This is a genomic window from Ensifer sp. LBL (assembly GCF_050435225.1).
In the GTDB taxonomy this organism is placed as follows: Bacteria; Pseudomonadota; Alphaproteobacteria; order Rhizobiales; family Rhizobiaceae; genus Ensifer.
Map to the genome: position 1 here is coordinate 230,377 of NZ_JBNDJY010000002.1, position 19,040 is coordinate 249,416.

Below are 19,040 nucleotides of genomic sequence, written 5' to 3' on the forward strand. Positions count from 1 at the left end.
AAGTCACCACTTATGGTCCTTTCATTCACGGTAAGCTTTCGTTTTCGGATGCCGTTGCACAAGGAGAAAACCTTGAAAAACCGCCTGTTTCGAATGTCCGTCCTGTCGTTGTGCGGCCTGGCTGCGGGCGCGGGGGACCTCTCCTTTGGCAGCAGCGACGGCCAGTCGGCCCTTCGCTTTTCCTGGGTCGGACAGGCCCAGGCGGACGACGACGATGGGGGCGACGATGACGATGGCGGCAGTGGTGGCGGCTCGTCACGCAGCTCCAGCGATCGCGGCTCGAGCGGCAGCTGGGGCGGAGGCGGCGGCAACCTGCTTGATCTTTTCCGCGGAACACCGGAGCGACGTGTCGTGCGCCAGCGTCCACCGGCCCGCCGGGCGACCCATGTGCCGGGCGAAATTATCGCGCTTGGCCTCGACGAGGCAGCCGTCCAGCGCCTGACGGAAAGCGGCTTTACGGTGCGTGCAAGGGAGCCGCTTGGGCTTTCGACGACAGAGATCGTCAAGCTCGGCGCGCCCCGCGGCATGGCGCTCGAAGACGCACGCCGGCAGGTCGCGGATGCGACGCCCGGAGCGATCGCCGATCTCAACCATTATTTCAACCCGAACGAAGGCGCCGCCTCACCGGCTCCCTGCGCCGACGGTGGTTGCGCGCTCGTTCGCACCGCCATCGGCTGGCCGGACGCCAGCGCGGCTTGCACGGCCGCCGGCCCGATCGGGCTGATCGACACGGCGATCAATCCCGCCCATCCCTCGCTCAAGGACGTCAAGCTCGACATCGTCAGGCTGGCGGAGGAAGAGGCGCCGGAATCCGGGCGCCAGCACGGGACCGCGGTTGCCGCCCTTATCGCCGGACGGAAGGACAGCCGCGCGCCGGGGCTGCTCGGCAATGCCCACCTGATCGCCGTCGACGCCTTCCAGCGCAAGGGCGGGGAGAGCGATATCGCCGAGACCTACGATCTCGTGCGTGCCATCGACCTCCTGGCCTCGCGCAAGGTCACGGTCATCAACATGAGCCTCTCCGGGCCGCACAACCTGCTGCTCGAAAAGACCGTCGCGCTTGTCGCCGAGCGGAACATCATCCAGGTGGCGGCGGCCGGCAATGACGGCCCGCGGGCAAAACCCGTCTATCCTGCCGCCTATCCGGCGATGATCGCGGTCACCGCCGTCGACCGCAACTTCAAGCCCTATCGCCGCGCCGGGCGGGGCGACCATATCGATGTCGCGGCACTCGGCACCCGCGTCTGGACGGCGGCGTCGATCGAGGGCGCAGCGCCGCGAACCGGCACCTCCTTTGCCGCCCCCTTCGTCACGGCTGCCGCCGCCATCCTGCGGGCATCGCATCCTGATCTCTCGGCGGCAGAAGTCGCAAAGCTCGTCACCGAGACGACGCAGGATCTTGGTGCGCCGGGCAAGGATCCCGTGTTCGGCTGGGGCGTTCTCAACGCCCGCGAGCTCTGCCGCTCGTAGCACCGGCGAGCGAGCGGCACGGAACTACGGCTTCTGCCAGTCCATGACCAGGAACGAGGGAACCCTTCGAAAGAAATCCGTCTGTTCCGGGTCGCCGCCCCGCGGCAATGGTTCGTCGAAATAGCGCAACTGCAGGCCCGCTCCCAGCAACAGCGACATATAGGTGCTGAGCGGCCGGTGCCAGTTCATCACCCGAAGATCGCCCCAGCCGATCCAATCGGACCGTTCGTCCATGTAATGGTCGATCATGAAACGGCGCTTGCCGTCAGCGCCATCGCGCCAGCCGGTCGGATTGCTGGCGCTGTAGAAGCTGGTCAGGTTCGCGATCAGCAGATGACCGCCTGGGCGCAGAACCCGGTTCATCTCGCCGACCGCCGCCTCCAGGTCGGCAATGTCGATGAGGCTGAGATAGGCAACGACGAGATCGAAGGTCTCGTCCGCGAAAGGCAATACTTCGGCCTGTGCGATGCGATAGTCACCATCCGGATGCAGGCGTCTCGCCTGGCCAACGAGCGACCCGGCAGGATCGATGCCGACCGTGTTCAGTCCCTCCGCCGTCAGCAGCCGGCAGAACCGCCCCTCGCCGCACCCGACATCGAGGACCGTTCTTGCCCCGCTTTGCCGCGCCCGTTCGAGCATGGGCGCATCGAGAACGAATCGCCGCGCAAAATCCCCTTCGACGCCCAGCCCGGAAATCCAGGCCGCCGCCGACTCTTCCCATCCGTTTGACATTTGATGTTTGGTCCTCGTGATCCGTCCTGCGTTTACGAAGACTGAGAGGACAATCTCGGCGATTGCGTGACGGTAGCCACCCGTGCGGTTCCGGCGGGAGGCGGCAGCGCCACCATCCCGCCAGACCGGTCAATGCATCAATCAGGCAGCCAGTCCACGCTCGTTCAGGAGCATGCCGACGCGCACCATGCGCACGGCGTCTTCCGCGGCACGCACCAGCAGTTTCGGCGCTGCATTGATGGCGTCGTCGAGAGTGCACGGCGCCTTCAGGATCGAGGCAAAGGCATCGATGCCGTGATCGAAGTTGAGGGTCACGCCCTTGCCGATGGTGCCGGCGAGCGCGATGACCGGGCGTCCTGCGTCCTTGGCCCTATGGCCGACCTCGGCCGGCACCTTGCCGAACGGCGTCTGCCCGTCGAGGCTGCCTTCGGCGGTAATCACCAGGTCGGCCCTGCCGATCATGCTGTCGAGATCGAGATAACGCATGACGATGTCGTAGCGCGGATGCAGCGCGCCGCCGAGCAGCCCCATGATCGCCGCGCCGAGGCCGCCGGACGCGCCCGCTCCCGGTGCGTCGCCGACCGCGATACCGGTCGTCGCCTGAATGGCCGCGGCATAGGTCTCCATCGCTGCCGCGAGCAGCTCCACCTGCTCCGGCGTCGCGCCCTTCTGCGGCCCGAAGACGCGGGCGACACCGCGCTCGCCGAGCAGCACATTGTGCCAGTTGACGGCCGCGTCGATGCGAACCTCGGCAAGACGGGCATCCCGACCGGACATATCGATGCTTGCCAGCGAGGCAAGCGCCGCGCCGCCGGGCGCAAGCGGATTACCCTCGCTGTCGAGCAGCTTCACGCCCAAGGCCGCGGCCATGCCGGCGCCGCCATCGTTGATGCCGCTGTCGCCGCACCCGAGCAGGATGCGGCGGGCGCCGGCGTCGAGCGCCGCCCGGATCAGCTCACCGACACCGTAGCTGGTGGTGATGCAGGGGTTGCGGCGATCGCGCGGCACCAGCCGCAGACCGGCGGCCGCCGCCATTTCGATGACGGCCGTGCGTTCGGACTGCCCACCGAGGAAACCGAAATGTGAGGCGACGGGTTCGCCGAGCGGACCGGTGACATCGAGTTCATGCAGGCTGCCGCCGGTAATCGCGACGAGCGCCTTGGTGAAACCTTCGCCGCCGTCGACCATGGGCACCTTCAGAACCTCGGCATTCGGGCAGGCGCGCAGCACGCCCTTCTCGATGCAATCGGCAGCTTCTTCCGCCGACAGGCTTTCCTTGAAACCGGACGGTGCAACCAGAATGGTAAGTGACATGTGACAATCTCCTTGCACTTTTGTGACAATGCGGATGCAAGGGAGAAACGGCGGCTCGCGACGTTTATTCCGCCCGAAATGCAGAATTCTTTCTTTTGCGGAAAGAAAAACAAAAGAGCCGAAGCGAACGACGCTTCGACTCAAAAAATGTATATATATCAGACGTTTATCGTTACGTCGCCAAGCCGATTGCCGGCCAGATCACAAGGGCGAAAAGGGCAAGCAGCGCGATGAACGGGAGCGCCAGCATCAAGGCCAGACGCAGCAGATCGGAAGGGCTGAAAGCCGGTGGTTCCATGCCTCCGAACAGCGCCACGGGTTTGGCCGAAACCATCAGAGTCTGGCAGAAACCACTACCTATGGCTGTAACCATGATGAGGCTGGCGGGGCTGACCCCGAAGCCCGCCAGCGGCAGCGCCACGGCCGGAATGAGCACCGTCGCGCGCGCCGTTCGCGATGCAATGACGATATGGGCAAAGGTCGCGACCGCGATGGCAAGAAGCACGACCAGCCACGCCGGCGGCTTGCCGATCTGGCCGAAGGCGCCGATCAGGCGATCGGCAAGCTCGGTCGCCGTTCCGGTCGACAACAGCGCTTCGCCGATGACGAGCGTGCCGGCAAGAAACAGAAGCAGGTTCCACTCCACACCTTTCAGCGCCTTGCGAAACGGCATGCCGGAGATCTTTTCCGACGCCAGGATCAGGGCGCCGACGAGTGCCACCACCGGCAGCGCGATGCCGTGCAGGTCCGAAGTCGCGAGTGCGGCGACGATCACCGCGGTGACAGCGAGGATCGCCTTGTCGCGTGCCGAGAACGGGCGTTTTTCCGTCGGTGCGGCCGGCAGGTCGAGGCGCCAGTTCCGATCGGCATCGTCGAGGAAGAAACGCAGGATCAGGCCGCAGGCAATCAGGCTCGTCAGCAGCGCGAAGGGCGCTGCGAGCAAGGCCCAGCCGAGGAAGCCCGGTGCTTCATCACCGCTGCGGCGAATGAAATCCACGGCAACGAGATGGGCGCCGGCGCCGGTCAGCGAAGCAGCCGCCGAAAGCAGGATCACCGACGGAAACAGCAGCGCCAAAGCGCGGGTGATGCCGGGACGGCCGATGGTCGAGGCGAGCCCCAGGAAGACGGGCATGAAAATGCCCGCCCGTGCCGAGGTCGAGGGAATGACGAAAGCGGTCACGAAGATCGTCAGCGTCACCACCCAGAACAACCGGCTGACGTCGCGGAAACGGGCGAGCAGCCGGAAGGCGAGCCGCTCGACGAGACCGGATGCCTGCAGCACCGCCGCAATCACCGATGCCGCCATCATCAGCCAGACGATGTCGTTGCCGAGCGCGGCGTAAACCGCCTCCTCGCCGACGGCACCGGTCACGGCCAGGGCCGCCGCCCCGGCAAGCGCCACCGGCGTTTCCGGCAGGTCGAAGATCGTCCAGCAGATCAGCGTCGTCGCAAACACCATCAGCGAAAGCCGCATCGGCAGAGCCAGGCCGTCAGCCGCGAGAAAGATCAGAACGCCTGCAAAGGCGACGAGCATCGCGCCGACAAGCAGGCGCACCTGGCTCACCGGCATATGGCCGTCGATGCGTTCGGCCGCCGCCGCGTTCAGGGTGACGAGGTCTTTTTCCGAAGCGATCACCGGGCTGATGGTCATAGCCACGCTTCCTTTTTGCTGGCCCGACGCTCGCACGCGGCAACCGCGCCGCACGAAAGCCATCAGACTGATTTCGTGGGAGGGCAAACGCGGTGTCGGCAAGTTTATTCCCTCGCGCCTGAAGATTTTTCCGACTTCGCGTCCGATGGCCCGGTTTGAGCGAGATCAATGCCGGTTCGCCGGACCGGCAGAGACTGGTGCCAGATGACCTCTTTAAAAAGGAGAGTTTCATGTTGATCAGGGAAATGTCGCGGCAGGAATGCATCGACCTCGTCGCCGAGAACCACATCGCTCGTCTTGGATGCGCCCGGGATGGCCGGCCCTATGTCGTCCCCATCCAGTATGCCTTTGCCGCCAACAGGCTCTACGGGTTTTCGATGCCCGGACAGAAGATCGACTGGATGCGGGCCAATCCCCGTGTCTGCATTCAGCTGGACACGGCAACGGACCGGCAGGCCTGGCGAAGTGTCGTCGTCTACGGCCGCTATCAAGAGCTGCCGGACACGCAACAATGGCACCGCGAGCGCTTGAACGCCTGGGCGCTTCTCGAACAGCGCGTGAACTGGTGGGAACCGGGCGGCCTGAAGCCTGGCGATCAGGCAATTGCCGGCGCCTCGCCGCATCTCTTCTTCGAAATCGAGATCGACGAGGTGACCGGACGGGCAGCGTCCGTGGGTTGATGGCCGTCGGCGCGCAGTCAGATCGCTGCGCGCCCGGCCTTGCCGATCAATGGGCCATGAGCACGGGAACCACGGCGTTTTCGAGCATCGAGCGGGTGACGCCGCCAAAGACGCGTTCGCGCATTCTGGAGTGGCCATAGGCGCCCATGACGATCAGATCGGCCGCCACGTCGGACGCGAACCGATTGATCACGTCGTCGACCCGATGCCCGCCGCTCGGCAGCCGCTCGACGGAAACCGAAACGCCGTGCCGGGCAAGGTAACCGGCGATATCGGCGCCCGGTTCCTCGCCGTTCTTGCCAGGGGAGGACCGCGGGTCGACCATCGTCACGTGCACGATCTTGGCCCCCTTCAGAAGGTCGAGCGCTTCACGCACGGCACGGGCCGCTTCCAGCCGGGAGTTCCAGGCAAGCACGACCGTCTTCGGATCAAGCCGCGCCGGCTTGCCCTTGGGCAGGACGAGGACCGGTCGGGCGGAGTTGAACAGCGTCCCGTCGATGGTGCGCGAGCGCAGCTCCGGATCCAGCATCAGGCCGTCGCCGACCAGCGTCAGGTCGGCATAGCGGGCGCGCTCGCCGATTTCGTCATCGGCCCAGGCAGCCTCGGTGTATTTCGTCTCGACGCTGAACGAGATGCCTTCCCGGGTGAGAATGTCGGTTGCACGCGCCACGCAGGATTCGAGCTTGTCGACTTCGCGCTGACGTTCGTTCAGCCAGTCAATCGAGATGGCGGCGGCAAAATCGCCGATCGGCGGAGAAGCGGCAAGCTTGACGATCAACAGGGAGAGGTGAGCGTTTGCCGAAGCGCAGACCTGTGCCGCGGCACGCAGATCCTCTGCGGAATGATCGACGCCGACCACGGCGAGAATTGTCTTGTATGTCATCGCGTTTCCTCCTCGCGACCGGACCTAAGAACTGAGTCAGCCTAGGCAATTGCGCATCCGGCGACATTGATCCCCGTCAACCGGGATCATGGAGGAAAGCGTATAATTATGGGGGCTCTACGCGCAGGCGTCTAAGCCGACCGCCCTCGTTGCGGGCGGGCCGGCGAAGACTATCATTGCCTCCGCCGCCCAATTGCTCCGCAAACTCGGCCTCACGGTCTCGACCGCGCGGTCCTGAACTTCAGTCGTCAGGCACCCCGGCGCGCGACGACCGGCACGTAATGTTCGAGCTCCGGCGCCGGGAAGTTGAGCGTCGCGTTGATTTCTGCCGACCTGTAAAGACCCATCAGCATCTCGACCACGGCAAGGCCGTCCTCGAACGTTTCGAGCGGCTTTTCGCCCTTGCGGAAGCACTCGACCATGTGGCGGTTTTCGTCGGTATAGCCGTAGACGCCGGCCTCGTCCTCAAGCACCGGCATCAGGCCCTGCTCGGCATTCTGCTTTTCGACGAGATCCTCGCCCTCCGAGCCCTTGACCTCGCGCGACATGAAGATCTTCAGGCCGGTGGAGAGCGAATTGTATTCGAGCGCATATTCCGGCCCGAGCAGTTCGAGCTGGATGCGTAAGCCAGCGCCGACATAGGCCCAGGAGGTGGTCGCCTCGATCATCAGCTCGTTGCCGTCCTGGTCTTCGAGCGTCACCGTGGCGCGGGCGAAATCCTCGGACGGCCGGTTGCGATAATCGACCTCGTTGCCGAAGCGGCTGCGCAGTTGTTCGGCATAGTGGGGACGCGTCCATTTGAGGTTGGCGACGGTGCCGTTTACCGCCTTGATCTTCAGCGAATTGCGCGGCGCACCGGGCGCCGTCAGCAGGTAGCGCGCGACCTCGACGCTGTGGCACATCATGTCCGAGAGCACGCCGCCGCCCTGCTTGTCGCCCTGCCAGAACCAGGGCTCGTGCGGGCCGGAATGTTCCTCGGCCGCGCGCGCCAGATAGGGGCGCCCGGTGGTGGACGCCGCACGCCGCCAGATGATTTCCTTGCCGCGCAGCACCGGCGTGCAGAAAACCTGGTTTTCCAGATAACCGTGGTTGAGGCCGGCATCCTCGGCGAGCGACAGCATCTCGCGGGCTTCGGCGACCGTGCGGGCAAGTGGCTTTTCGCAGGCAACGGCGAAGACCTTGCTGCGACCGTCCTTGACCGCCCTGTGCAGCGTCCGCATGACATCGATGCGAGTGTAGTTGGGCGAAAGGATCCAGACCGCGTCGACGTCATCGGCGATCAGCAGCGCTTCCAGGCTTTCATGCGTGCGGCAGGTGCCGAGACCGAGGGCCTCGACCTCTTTCGCAAATTTCTCCCGGTTTTCCGCCTTGCGGCTGAAGACGCCGGTGACCTCGACATTGCGCACACCGATCATCGATTTCAGATGGAAATGGGCGATGAAGCCCGATCCGACGAAACCCACGCGCAGCGTCTGCTTCGGTAGCTGTGTCATTCTCTTCTCCCATTGATCGAGTGTGATAACGGCGGGATCGGGACGTGCGGAAACCACGCGCGTTCATCCCGCTCCGGCTATTTTCGCGGCGGTGCGGTGCTGCCACGGATGTTGAGCGTCGTCGGCAGGACGATGGCCGGCTCCGCGCCGATGTCGTCTTCCGAGAGAATGTTGAGAAGCTGGGACATCGCCGCGCGGCCGATGTCGGCGCGCGGCTGGCTGACGGTCGTCAGCGGCGGATAGAAGGCTTTGCTGAGATAGAGGTCGTCGAAGCCGACGACCGAGACGTCGCCGGGTACGTCGCGGCCAAGGCGTCTGAGCGCATGGATGGCGCCATAGGCCATCTCGTCGTTGGCGGCGAAGATCGCCGTCGGCGGTTCCGGCAGCGCGAAAAGCTCCGCGGCGCGGGCCTCGCCGCTTTCGAGCAGGTAGTCGCCGCGAACCTCGTAACCCTCGGGGATCTCAAGGCCGGCGGCCTTCATCGCGACCCGGTAGCCGTCACGGCGGTGAAGCGCCATGACCTCCGGCAACGGACCGGCGATATGGGCGATGCGGCGATGACCGAGCGCGATCAGATGTTCGACCGCAGCCTGAGCCGCGGCGACATTGTCGATCTGCACATGCGGGAAACCGGATCCCTCGATCATTTCCAGCGCGATGACAACAGGCAGATGCGAGAGATCAGCACTTTCACCCGGCTGCGGTGGCGGCAGCTTGCCGGTCATCAGGATCATGCCGTCGGCATGGCCGTCGCGCAGCATGTTGAAATACTCGACCTCGCGGTCCGGATCGTTCTCGGTGTTGCCCATGAGGACGGCGTAGCCGGCTTCGCGCGCCGTCGCCTCCACGCCCTTGAGGATCTCGAGATAGAAGGGGTTGCCGACATCGCGCACGACGAGCAGCACCGACATGGAGCGTCGGGTACGCAAGTTGCGGGCGCTGACATTCGGGCGATAGTTGAGCTCGCGCGCCAGCGCGTTGACGCGCTTGCGTGTCTCGTCGGTCACCAGCGACGAGCCGCTCAGCGCCCGCGACACGGTTGCGACCGAGACGCCGGCGCGCTCTGCGATATCCTTGATCTTCGGCCGCTCGCTCATGCCCGCATCGCCCTCCCGCGGCCATAGAACAGCATGAGCAGGAGCAGCGTCGCGCCGAACACCATCTGACGCCCGGATTCGTCGATGTTCACGGTCGTCAGGATGCCCTGGAGGATGACCAGCAGAAGCGCGCCCGCCATGGTGCCTGTATAGCCGCCCTTGCCACCGGCAAGAGACGTGCCGCCGAAGACGACGGCGATGATCGACGACAGCATGTATTGCTCTCCGACATTGGCAAAGGAGGAGCCGGAATAGCCGAGCAGGCAGAGCCCCGCAATCGCCGCGAACATGCCGGAGATCATGAAGAGACCGATGCGCATGAGCCGGACCGGCACGCCGGCCATATAGGCCGCATGCTCATTGGAACCGATCGCGTAGATGCGGTGGCCGAAGACCGTTCGATGGAGCAGGAAGGCCATGAACAGGCCGATCGCGATCCAGAGCCAGATGATACCGGGAATGCCGAGCGCCAACGGCTGGGTCACGAAGGCGGAAAGCCCCGGTGCGGCGCGGCCCGAGGGAATGCCCTGGCGGATGACGACCAGCAGACCCTGCAACACGCCGAGCATGCCGAGTGTCATGACCAGCGGCGGGATGCGCAGCAGCGTGACACCGAGCCCGTTTAAAAGGCCGAAGAAGGCGCCGGCTGCGAGGCAGGCGAGCACGGCCGGCAGGATGCCGCCATCGGCACCGTTCATGACATTGCCGGCAATGATCGCCGAGAGCGAGACGACGCCGCCGACGGAGAGATCTATGCCCTCGCGGCCACCGAGAATGACGACATTCTGGCCGGCAGCGACGATGCCGAGCAGCGAGGCGACGATCAAAAGTCGCAGGATCTGGTCGGCCGAGGCAAAGCCCGGCGAGAGGCTTTGGCCGAGAACAAGCAGCGCGACGATGAGGATCAGCGCCACGACCAGCGGCCGTTTGAAGAAGGCGAAAACCGAACTCATGCCCGTGCCCTCCGGCCGGCGAGCACGCCCGCCATCAGGACGATCAGAATGGCGAGGCCCTGGACGAAGTTCTGCCATTCCGACGGCGTGCCCATGAAAAAGACCAGCGAATTGACGAGGCCGATCGTCAGCGCGCCGAGGAGCGAGCCGACCACCGTCGTCCAACCGCCGGCAAGTGCACTGCCGCCGAGCACGACGGCGGCGACGCTGTAGAGCGTCATCTTGCCGCCGACGAGCGGATCGCCGCTCGCGGTATCGCCCGTCAGGCAGAAGGCGGCGAGGGCAGAGAACAGGCCGCAGAGCAGGTAGCCCTTGATGCGGACCGCGACGATCGGCAGCCCCGTCTGATAGGCCGCCTGCTGGTCGTCGCCGACGGCCAGCAGTTCAGTGACGATGCGCGTGCGCGACAACAGAAAGAGCAGGATCGCCAGCGCCGCGAGCACGTAGAAGACGAAGGGCAGGCCGAGCAGCCGTCCGCCATAGGTGCGCCAGAAGATTGTCGGTGCCGGCGTGCCGGCGACGGGCATGACATAGAGCGCCAGACCGGTGAAGAAGATGCTGGTCGCAAAGGTCGCGACGATCGCCTGCAGCCGAAGAGCCGCAACGACCAGTCCGTTGACCAGCCCGCAGGCAAGACCGAAGAGGAGCCCAAGCGTCAGCGCAAGCAGCACTGCGCCTGTGCCGCCGCCCCAGCGCTCCATCAGCACGACGATTGCGACATTCACCAGCGACAGCGTCGCGCCGGCGGAAAGGTCGATGTCGCCGGCGGAGACGACATAGGTCTGGGCGATCGCGAGCATGACCAGCGCCATGTAGGTGCTGAGCAGGCCCGTCAGCGAGCGGAAGCTTAGGCTGTTGGGCGAAAAGAGGCCGTTCAGCGCAAGCAGCGCGATGAGGATGACCAGCGCGGGCAGGAACGGGTAACGCTCGAGCCAGGAGCGCAGGCCGCCACTCCCTGGCGTAGAAATGTCTGTCGCGGTCGAAGTCATCATGCGGCCTCGTAAGCAGCCTGGTAGAGGTTGTAGCGGGTGCGATCGTCGCCGGTCAGTTCACGGGTCACCGAGCCGCCGTTGAAGACGAGGATGCGGTTGGCGTTGCCGAGCAGCTCGGCGTCCTCGGACGAATAGAGCAGGATGCCGAGGCCTTCGGCCGCAAGCTGGCGAATGAGCGCAAAGAGATCGGCCTTGGCCTGGAGGTCGATGCCCTTGGTCGGGTCGTCGAGCAGCAGCACGTCGGGCCGGTCGATCAGCCATCGGGCGATGATCACTTTCTGCTGGTTGCCGCCGGAAAGCGAATTGATGGGATGGAAGAGGCTCGCAAACTTGGTGTGCATCGCTTCGAGCGCCGGCATCGCCTTTTCTTTGAGGCTCGCGGGTCGCGCAAGCATCAGCCGGTCGCGAAGATAATGGATGGGCGTCACGTTCTCGATGATCGGACGGCCGCTGATGACGCCGTCGCGACCGCGGTCGCCGGAGACATAGGCGCAGCCACGGCGAATGGCGTCGCGCGGGCTTTTGGCACCATAGCGTTCACCGCCGATCGTCACTTCACCGGATGAAACGGTGCTTGCGCCGAAGATGGCCCGCAGCAGCGCCGATTGCCCCTGCCCGTGCAGCCCACCGAGCCCGAGGATCTCGCCCTTTGCCACCTCGAAGCTGACATCGCGAAAGCCCTTGCCCGAGAGGCTACTTACGGAGATCGCCCTCTGCGCGCCAGTTTCCACCACCGCTGGTGCCGATGACCTTGCCGCCGGCATGTCGCTGGCGCCGCCGACCATTAGCCGGATGACCATTGCCGGATCGGTCTCGGAGAGTTTCAACGTCTCGATGGTCTCGCCGTCGCGGATGATTGTGACGCAATCGCCGATCGCGGTGATTTCGTCCATGCGGTGCGAGATGAAGATGATGCCGCGACCCTGGCCTTTGAGATCGCGCAGGATCTCGAAGAAGCGATCGACCTGGGCGCGGTCAAGTGCGGAGGTCGGCTCGTCGAAGATCAGGATCGGCGCTTCGCTGGCGAGCGCCTTCATGATTTCGACCAGTTGCCGCTGGTCCGCCCTGAGATTGCCGACCAGCGATTCTGCATGAAAACCCTCGCCGGAGACTTCGGAAAAAAGCGCGATGTAACGCGCCGCGCGCGCCTTCAACGCCGCCCGGTCGATGAAGAGACCCGCCTTCACCGGCAGCGCCGAAAGGCAGATGTTCTCCTCGACCGACCGGTGGCTGGCGAGGCTGAGCTCCTGATAGAAGATGCCGATGCCGGCGGCACGTGCGGCTTGCGGCCCGGAGATCGTCACGGGCTTGTCGTTGATCAGGATCTGGCCGCTGTCGGGTCGCACGCTGCCGGCAATGATCTTGCAGAGCGTGCTCTTGCCGGAGCCGTTGGAGCCCATCAGCACATGCACCTCGCCGGCAGCGATCTCGAGATCGCCACGGCGTAGCGCCATCGTTGCGCCGTAAGCCTTGCTCACGCCGTTCAGTCTCAGTTTCGACATCGGCTGTCGTCCACTTGGTTGCTTGCCGCATCATCAGGGATGCCCGTGTCTCGGGACAGGCTCCACTGCAGCGCTCTTTCACGCCGATCGGCCTTGTTCGCCATCGGCGGCATCGGTCGCCAGGCGGCTCAAGACAGGAGCCGCCCGGCAAAACCCCCTGCTTACTTGAACAACGCCGTGGCGTCGTCGATCGAAAGCGCGTTGGTGTAGGAGTAGTAGCCCGGCTTGCCGTCGAGCTGCTTGGCAGCGTCGCCAAGGTTCTTCGAGTCGATGAACGGGATCGGCAGATACATGGCGTTCTTGTACTGCCCGGCCGTTGCCGGCTCCTTCAGTTCCTTGCCCTGCAGCATCAGCACCGCGACGTTGAGCGCGCTTGCCATGACGCCGGGCGGGTTGACGGTCGCGCCGGAGTTCAGCTTGTCCTTGCTCCAGAGATCGATGAAGTCCTTGCGGATTTCGCCGGTCGCGGCGATCTGGCTGGTCTTGCCGGCATCCATGATCGACTTCCAGGCGCCGGCCGCCATGCCGTCCTGCACGACGACGCCGTTGATGTCAGGATAGGTTGCAAGGATGTTCTGCATCGCCTGCTGGCCCTGGGCCTGATCCCAGTTGGCATTGACCTCGTTGACGACCTGGATATCCGGAAAATCCTTGAAGACGCTCTTGTAGCCGGCAACGCGCATCTCATTGGCCGGGTGACCGGCGACGCCGTTGATCGCGACGACCTTGCCCTTGCCGCCGAGCGTTTCGGCGAGCCACTTGGCGCCGGCTGCCCCCCAGGCGGTCTGGTCGATGCCGACATAGGTCGCATCCGGCGAGGAGACCTCGGCGTCGGTTGCGATCACCAGAATGCCGGCTTCCTTCGCCTGGGCGAAGATCGGATCGAAGGCCGTCGGGCTGTTGGGGTTGATAATGATGGCGTTGACGCCCTCGGCGATGAAGTTGCGCACATGCGCGATCTGGCCGGGCACGTCGACATTGGCGCTCTGGACGGAGACTTCGACGTCGACGCCCTTCTCCTTCCACTTCGCCGCGGCCTCCTTGGCCTCGTCGATCATCTGCGTGCGCCATTCGCTGCCGACCCAGCCGTTGGACAGGCCGATCTTGAAAGTCTCGGCATTGGCGAAAGAAGCGGAAATAGCAATGGTTGCGACAGCGCCAAGCGCTGCGGCGATAAATTTCTTCATCAGATCCTCCCAAATCTTGCGAAAACCATGAAGCCAGAAAATGTAATCGATTTCAATGGGGGTTTTCAGGGAATTTTGTTGGCTCTCGTTTTCCGTCGCCGGAGTATCAACGAGATGATGGAGAGCGTTGGGCGCAGGCGGAATAGACTTCGCCAAGTCTCTCGCCGAAAGAAGCCAATAGCGCTTGGCTGCCCCTCCCCGCTGTGCGACAGCAAGGGCAGAGGCGTTGACGATTCGTCGTTGCGCCAACTGGAATGAAGTGCAGGAATGACGCCATGACATGAAGGCGCTCAGGGATTGGTCCCGATGACCGCCCGAACAGCGGCCCCCGTTGCTCAAATCGCAACACTTCGTTGCTTGCCGGCCGGCTAGCCGCAATTTGCCCTCACCGCCTACTCTGAACGCTGGGCAAAGAACAACAACTGGCTCCCAACCAGAGGAGAACATCATGACCGGGAAAACCGGAGCCGCCTCGGGCGCGCTCTATCTGCATATCCTTGTGCTGGCGATCGTCATCGTCTCCGAGCTGATCGGCATTCAGCGCCTTCCGATCGGTATCGGCACCGTCATCTTCCTGCCGATCCTTTACGCCTTCGCGCTCGGCATCGCCTTCAATCCGGCCATTTTCAAGGCAACCGGAAAGTTCCTGTCGCGCGATGCGGTCAAGCTTTCCGGCGCGATGATCACCGTTGCGATCATGCCGTTCATCGCCAAGTTCGGAACGACGGTCGGCCCGCAGATTTCGCAGATCATCGAGGCCGGCCCGGCGCTGGTGCTGCAGGAACTCGGCAATCTCGGCACGATCATCGTCGCCTTCCCGGTCGCAGTGTTTCTCCTGAAGATGGGCCGGGAAGCCGTCGGCGCCACCTATTCGATCGACCGCGAGCCGAACATCGCGCTGATCGCCGACAAATACGGCCTCAACTCGCCGGAAGGTGCGGGCGCCATGGGCGTCTATGCGACCGGCACGCTGATCGGCACCTTCGTCTTCGCCATCATGCCGCCGATCGTGCATGGCCTCGGCATCTTCGACGTGCGCGCGCTCGCCATGTCCTGCGGCGTCGGCTCCGGCTCGATGCTCGCCGCCTGCACCGGCGGTCTTGTCGCCGCCGTGCCGGACCAGAAGGACATCATTCTCGCACTCGCCGCCGCCAGCAACATTCTGACCTACGCCACCGGGCTTTATGTCGGCATGTTCGTCGCGCTGCCCTTGACGGAGTGGCTCTACAACAAGGCTCGCCCGTCCGAGCGTCGCACCGCAGCCTGATCGGGAGAGAGAACCATGACCAACCAGAACACTTCCGCCAACTACGCAGACGATCTCCCGCTGAACCCGGAGGACGAGCGCAAGCTCGACGTCGTCGGCCATGCCGGCCTGCTGATCATCGCCTGCGCCATCGGCCTCGTCGCCAACTGGGTTGGCACAGGAACGTCGCCGCTTACCGCACTGCCGGGCATGGCGACGCTTTATGCCGCCTGCATCGTCGGCCTGGCGCTCGCCCGCTTCGTGCCCTTCTACCTGCCGAGCGTCGCCTGGGTTTCGCTGATCGCGATCCTCATCACCATCCCGGGCGTACCGGGCGCTGCCTGGGTCAGCGAACAGGTCGAGCACCTCAACTTCCTCGCATTGGCGACCCCGGCGCTTGCCTATGGCGGCCTGGCCTTGACCGCGAGCGAATTCGCGATCGCCCGCCGCTCCGGCTGGAAGATCGTCATCGTCGCGATCTGCGTGATGATCGGCACCTATATGGGCTCGGTCGTCGTCGCCGATCTCTTCCTGCGCCTCGGGCAGTAACGCGGGGAGCCCAATTCCAGGAAAACTGCGCAGCGGTTTTCCGTCCGGAACTGCACAAAAGAAAAGGGTCGGCCGCTCTGCGGCCGGCCATACCCTCAAATGACAGGACGCACGCCATGACACGCCACGACATCAGCCCCGAGCGCATCGAGGAAACGATCCGCTGGCGTCATCACCTGCATGCCCATCCCGAGCTTGCCTTCGAGGAGCGCCAGACTGCTGCCTTCATCGCCGGCAAGCTTGGTGAATGGGGCATCGCGGTGAAGGACGGTTATGGCGGCACCGGGCTTGTCGGAACGCTCAAGCGTGGCACGTCGAGCCGATCGATCGCCATTCGCGCCGACATGGACGCGCTGCCGATCGTCGAGACGAGCGGCGTCGCATACGCCTCGAACACGGCGGGCAAGATGCACGCCTGCGGCCACGACGGCCATGTCGCCATGCTGCTTGCAGCCGCCCGCCAGGCAAGCGAGATGGATTTCGACGGTACCGTGCATTTCATCTTCCAGCCGGCCGAAGAGGCCGAGGGCGGCGCCCGCGTCATGGTCGCCGACGGCCTCTTCCGTGATTTCCCCGCCGATGCCGTCTATGCGCTGCACAACTGGCCGGCGCTCGGTGTCGGCACGGTGGTTGCCCGCGACGACGCGATGATGGCCGCCTTTGGTGTGTTCGAGATCACCATTACCGGTCGCGGCGCCCATGGCGCGATGCCGCATGAGGGCGCCGACCCGCTGGTGGCCGCCGCTCAGATCGTCACGGCCTTGCAGACGATAGCCAGCCGCAACGTCTCGCCGCTCGAAGCCGCCGTCGTCTCGGTGACACAGATCCACGGCGGCGACGCCTGGAACGTAATCCCGGAAAAAGCCGTGATCCGCGGCACAACGCGCTGGTTCGACAAGGCGGTCGGTGACACGCTCGAAAACCGCATGCGCACGCTCGTTTCTGCACTTGCCGAGGGGCTCGACTGCACGGCCGAACTCGACTATCAGCGCCGCTATCCGGCGACGGTCAACGATCCCGCAGCCGCCGCGCTCGCACGCTCGGTCGCCGCGGCAGACCCGGCCTTGACGGTCGTCGACGCAGCCCCGAGCATGGCCGCCGAAGACTTCGCCTTCATGCTCGACGAGCGCCCCGGCTGCTATCTCTGGCTCGGCGCAAGACGCGAGGGCGCCAATCCCGGCCTGCATTCGCCGCACTACGATTTCAACGACGCGATCATCGGCCAGGGCGTAAACCTCTGGACACGCCTGATCGCGACCTCGCTTGGTCGTTGACCCCAAGGGGATTCCGTCGCATCCATGACCACCATGGACGTACTCGACGCGAAAGCGCTCAGGATCTTTATGGCGGTTGCGCGCATCGGTTCGATCCGGGGCGCTGCGGAGCATATGGGGCTGGCGCCATCGGTCGTCAGCCGCCAGGTCGCCGACACCGAACGCGACATTGGCCTGTCCCTCTTCGAGCGCACCGCCCGCGGCACTGTTCTGACCGACGCCGGTGAACTGGTGCTCGAACACGGCAAACGGGTGCTCGAGGACAACGGGTTGCTCGCCGAGCAGCTCGACCAGATCCGCGGCGTGCAGCAGACCCGCATCCGCATTCGCTGCGGCGAGGGTTTCATGGCCGATCTGGTGGAGCACGGGCTTTCGTCGTTTTCGAAGGCGTATTCCTACGTGCGCTACATCGTCGAGCTCGGCAGCACCGAAGATGTCGTCGACGCCATCGCCAACAGCGATGCCGATATCGGCATCGCCTACAATCCCCTGACCGAGCCGCGCATCCGGGCGCTGGCGATTGCGCGCCAGCCGCTCTGCGTCATCGTGCCGGCGGGCCATCCGCTTTCCGAGCGAAGCGCCGTGAAACTTGCCGATTGCCTCGCCTTCCCCTGCGCCTTGCTCGGCAAGGGCAATGGCGTGACCCAACTGGTGGCGCGCGTGGCGGCCGATGCGGGGCTGGCGCTGGCGCCGTTGCTCGAAACCCATTCGATCGAGGTGCTCAGGCGTTTTGTCGCCGCCGGCCTTGGCGTCACCTTCCTGCCGCGCACGTCCGTCACTGTCGAAATCGCACGCGGGTCCATGCAGGCGATCGACCTCGCCGATCCGCTGCTGAGCGAGGCGAGCGCGCATCTGATGGTGCGGGCGCACCGCCGCCTGCCGCTATCGGTCGAAAAGCTCGGCCAGCACCTTGCGCAGAAGATGCAGTCCTTCCGGTCCTAGACAGCTTCCCTGGCTCTAAGAACCCGCGTGCCGCTGACTCGCGCCCGCCCCGCCGCCGGCGGCCCTCCAGACGTTGCCACGCCAGCAACGCATTGTACCAGGCGCGCCGTCTACCCGCTCACCAGCCCGCATGTCACCTTCGCCGGATCAATCTGATCATACGAGGGCAAGCGGATCATGACGGCGGAACGAACGACAGTGGGCGTGGTGGGACTGGGGGCCATGGGGCTCGGCATGGCGACGACGCTCGCCGGCAAAGGCTTTGCCGTCAAGGGCTTCGACCTTTCCGACGCGCGCCGCGCACTCGCCGCCGATGGCGGGGTGACCCCGGTCGCCTCACTCTCCGAGGTCTTCTTCGACACCGATTTCATCGTCTTCTCGCTGCCGACCGCCAAGGACGTGGCAGCCGTCGTCGAGGCCAATCTCGAGCCGCTGAAGGAGGCCGGTCGGCGGGTCGTCATCATCGACACCTCGACCTCCGAGCCGGATGTCTCGCGTGATCTCGCCGCCGCCCTTGCCGGCCTTGGCCACGGCTTCATCGACGCGCCTGTCTCCGGCGGGCCGGCGGGTGCCGCAAGCGGCAAGCTGACGATGATGATCGGCGGCAGCGATCAGGACGTCGGCCTTGCCGGCTCGGTGATCGACGCGATGTCGGCCAAGGCCCTGCATGTCGGCCCGAGCGGCGCCGGCAACGTCGCCAAGCTCGTCAACAACCTGCTAGCCGCCGCCCATATGGTGACGACGGGCGAAGGGCTGAAGCTGGCGCTTGCCGCCGGGCTCGATGCCGAAGAGGCGCTCAAAGTGCTCAACGCCGCCTCCGGCAAGTCGATGATCAGCGAAGTGCATTTCCCGACCTGGGTGATGAATGGTCGCTTCGACAGCGGCTTCACCATGGGCCTGATGCGTAAGGACGTGCGGCTTGCCAGCGAGCTTGCGGCGCGCACCGGCGCCGAGGTTCCGCTGGCAAGCGCCGTCGCCAAGCTCTGGGCCGAAAGCCCGCTCGACAACGCCGAAGACTTCACCCGCATGGGCGCCTTCCGCCCCGTGGCCAACGACAACTGAGACTTGAAGGGAA

17 protein-coding genes are annotated in these 19,040 nt (G+C 64.9%); 7 read left to right on the forward strand and 10 right to left on the reverse strand.

All coding sequences use genetic code 11. The annotated features are described in order from the left end of the window. Positions 1-72 precede the first annotated feature (72 nt). Positions 73-1,470 carry a S8 family serine peptidase gene (locus OKW20_RS08360; RefSeq protein WP_429171438.1) on the forward strand — a complete coding sequence of 466 codons (1,398 nt, stop codon included), beginning with the start codon at positions 73-75 and terminating at the stop codon, positions 1,468-1,470. 24 nt (positions 1,471-1,494) lie between these two features. Here OKW20_RS08360 and OKW20_RS08365 read toward each other — a convergent pair whose 3' ends face one another. The 3 genes from OKW20_RS08365 to OKW20_RS08375 all read right to left on the reverse strand — a co-directional run bounded on the left by OKW20_RS08365 (position 1,495) and on the right by OKW20_RS08375 (position 5,167). Continuing rightward, complete coding sequence (locus OKW20_RS08365) at positions 1,495-2,202, reverse strand: class I SAM-dependent methyltransferase (RefSeq protein ID WP_429171440.1); 708 nt, start codon at positions 2,200-2,202, stop codon at positions 1,495-1,497. A gap of 141 nt (positions 2,203-2,343) precedes the next feature. Further along, positions 2,344-3,516: a glycerate kinase family protein gene (locus tag OKW20_RS08370; RefSeq protein ID WP_429171442.1), complete on the reverse strand. Its 1,173-nt coding sequence runs from the start codon at positions 3,514-3,516 to the stop codon at positions 2,344-2,346. Between the two features lie 172 nt (positions 3,517-3,688). Then, a complete protein-coding gene (locus OKW20_RS08375; RefSeq protein WP_429171444.1) occupies positions 3,689-5,167 on the reverse strand; it encodes an SLC13 family permease in 1,479 nt (492 codons plus the stop codon). 230 nt (positions 5,168-5,397) lie between these two features. Between OKW20_RS08375 and OKW20_RS08380 the strand changes: the two genes are divergently transcribed. After that, positions 5,398-5,847 carry a pyridoxamine 5'-phosphate oxidase family protein gene (locus OKW20_RS08380; RefSeq protein ID WP_429171446.1) on the forward strand — a complete coding sequence of 150 codons (450 nt, stop codon included), beginning with the start codon at positions 5,398-5,400 and terminating at the stop codon, positions 5,845-5,847. Between the two features lie 46 nt (positions 5,848-5,893). Here OKW20_RS08380 and OKW20_RS08385 read toward each other — a convergent pair whose 3' ends face one another. From OKW20_RS08385 to OKW20_RS08415, 7 genes are all read right to left on the reverse strand, one after another. After that, positions 5,894-6,730, reverse strand: a complete 837-nt coding sequence (locus OKW20_RS08385) for a universal stress protein (protein WP_429171448.1) — start codon at positions 6,728-6,730, stop codon at positions 5,894-5,896. Between the two features lie 248 nt (positions 6,731-6,978). Further along, positions 6,979-8,223, reverse strand: a complete 1,245-nt coding sequence (locus OKW20_RS08390) for a Gfo/Idh/MocA family protein (protein WP_429171450.1) — start codon at positions 8,221-8,223, stop codon at positions 6,979-6,981. Between the two features lie 77 nt (positions 8,224-8,300). After that, positions 8,301-9,320, reverse strand: coding sequence for a LacI family DNA-binding transcriptional regulator (locus OKW20_RS08395; RefSeq protein ID WP_429171452.1), 1,020 nt, complete (start codon positions 9,318-9,320; stop codon positions 8,301-8,303). Continuing rightward, a complete protein-coding gene (locus OKW20_RS08400) occupies positions 9,317-10,273 on the reverse strand; it encodes an ABC transporter permease (RefSeq protein ID WP_429171453.1) in 957 nt (318 codons plus the stop codon). Before OKW20_RS08400 ends, OKW20_RS08395 begins: the two co-directional genes overlap by 4 nt. Further along, positions 10,270-11,262, reverse strand: coding sequence for an ABC transporter permease (locus OKW20_RS08405; RefSeq protein ID WP_429172296.1), 993 nt, complete (start codon positions 11,260-11,262; stop codon positions 10,270-10,272). Before OKW20_RS08405 ends, OKW20_RS08400 begins: the two co-directional genes overlap by 4 nt. Further along, positions 11,262-12,767, reverse strand: coding sequence for a sugar ABC transporter ATP-binding protein (locus OKW20_RS08410; RefSeq protein ID WP_429171455.1), 1,506 nt, complete (start codon positions 12,765-12,767; stop codon positions 11,262-11,264). The genes OKW20_RS08405 and OKW20_RS08410 overlap by 1 nt, the downstream gene beginning before the upstream one ends. A 161-nt stretch (positions 12,768-12,928) precedes the next feature. Further along, complete coding sequence (locus OKW20_RS08415; RefSeq protein WP_429171457.1) at positions 12,929-13,954, reverse strand: ABC transporter substrate-binding protein; 1,026 nt, start codon at positions 13,952-13,954, stop codon at positions 12,929-12,931. 448 nt (positions 13,955-14,402) lie between these two features. On the opposite strand from OKW20_RS08415, the gene OKW20_RS08420 reads away from it, so the two are divergent. The 5 genes from OKW20_RS08420 to OKW20_RS08440 all read left to right on the forward strand — a co-directional run bounded on the left by OKW20_RS08420 (position 14,403) and on the right by OKW20_RS08440 (position 19,027). Further along, the gene (locus tag OKW20_RS08420; protein WP_043621374.1) at positions 14,403-15,221 is read left to right on the forward strand and encodes a DUF3100 domain-containing protein; all 819 of its coding nucleotides are present in this window, start codon (positions 14,403-14,405) and stop codon (positions 15,219-15,221) included. A 15-nt stretch (positions 15,222-15,236) separates the two neighbouring features. Then, complete coding sequence (locus OKW20_RS08425) at positions 15,237-15,749, forward strand: hypothetical protein (RefSeq protein ID WP_429171459.1); 513 nt, start codon at positions 15,237-15,239, stop codon at positions 15,747-15,749. A gap of 116 nt (positions 15,750-15,865) precedes the next feature. Further along, positions 15,866-17,023 (forward strand): M20 aminoacylase family protein, encoded by a 1,158-nt coding sequence (locus OKW20_RS08430; protein ID WP_429171461.1) that lies wholly within the window; start codon positions 15,866-15,868, stop codon positions 17,021-17,023. Positions 17,024-17,047: 24 nt separating this feature from the next. Then, positions 17,048-17,965: a LysR family transcriptional regulator gene (locus OKW20_RS08435; protein ID WP_429171463.1), complete on the forward strand. Its 918-nt coding sequence runs from the start codon at positions 17,048-17,050 to the stop codon at positions 17,963-17,965. 177 nt (positions 17,966-18,142) lie between these two features. After that, positions 18,143-19,027, forward strand: coding sequence for an NAD(P)-dependent oxidoreductase (locus OKW20_RS08440; RefSeq protein WP_429171465.1), 885 nt, complete (start codon positions 18,143-18,145; stop codon positions 19,025-19,027). Positions 19,028-19,040 lie beyond the last annotated feature (13 nt).

Bases quoted from the DNA above. Each gene is read 5' to 3' on its own strand.
- OKW20_RS08365 (WP_429171440.1), bottom strand. From the start codon at position 2,202: ATGTCAAACGGATGGGAAGAGTCGGCGGCGGCCTGGATTTCCGGGCTG.
- OKW20_RS08390 (WP_429171450.1), bottom strand. From the start codon at position 8,223: ATGACACAGCTACCGAAGCAGACGCTGCGCGTGGGTTTCGTCGGATCG.
- OKW20_RS08425 (WP_429171459.1), top strand. From the start codon at position 15,237: ATGACCAACCAGAACACTTCCGCCAACTACGCAGACGATCTCCCGCTG.
- OKW20_RS08395 (WP_429171452.1), bottom strand. From the start codon at position 9,320: ATGAGCGAGCGGCCGAAGATCAAGGATATCGCAGAGCGCGCCGGCGTC.
- OKW20_RS08380 (WP_429171446.1), top strand. From the start codon at position 5,398: ATGTTGATCAGGGAAATGTCGCGGCAGGAATGCATCGACCTCGTCGCC.
- OKW20_RS08440 (WP_429171465.1), top strand. From the start codon at position 18,143: ATGACGGCGGAACGAACGACAGTGGGCGTGGTGGGACTGGGGGCCATG.
- OKW20_RS08385 (WP_429171448.1), bottom strand. From the start codon at position 6,730: ATGACATACAAGACAATTCTCGCCGTGGTCGGCGTCGATCATTCCGCA.
- OKW20_RS08410 (WP_429171455.1), bottom strand. From the start codon at position 12,767: ATGTCGAAACTGAGACTGAACGGCGTGAGCAAGGCTTACGGCGCAACG.
- OKW20_RS08370 (WP_429171442.1), bottom strand. From the start codon at position 3,516: ATGTCACTTACCATTCTGGTTGCACCGTCCGGTTTCAAGGAAAGCCTG.
- OKW20_RS08375 (WP_429171444.1), bottom strand. From the start codon at position 5,167: ATGACCATCAGCCCGGTGATCGCTTCGGAAAAAGACCTCGTCACCCTG.
- OKW20_RS08400 (WP_429171453.1), bottom strand. From the start codon at position 10,273: ATGAGTTCGGTTTTCGCCTTCTTCAAACGGCCGCTGGTCGTGGCGCTG.
- OKW20_RS08415 (WP_429171457.1), bottom strand. From the start codon at position 13,954: ATGAAGAAATTTATCGCCGCAGCGCTTGGCGCTGTCGCAACCATTGCT.
- OKW20_RS08405 (WP_429172296.1), bottom strand. From the start codon at position 11,262: ATGACTTCGACCGCGACAGACATTTCTACGCCAGGGAGTGGCGGCCTG.
- OKW20_RS08435 (WP_429171463.1), top strand. From the start codon at position 17,048: ATGACCACCATGGACGTACTCGACGCGAAAGCGCTCAGGATCTTTATG.
- OKW20_RS08430 (WP_429171461.1), top strand. From the start codon at position 15,866: ATGACACGCCACGACATCAGCCCCGAGCGCATCGAGGAAACGATCCGC.
- OKW20_RS08420 (WP_043621374.1), top strand. From the start codon at position 14,403: ATGACCGGGAAAACCGGAGCCGCCTCGGGCGCGCTCTATCTGCATATC.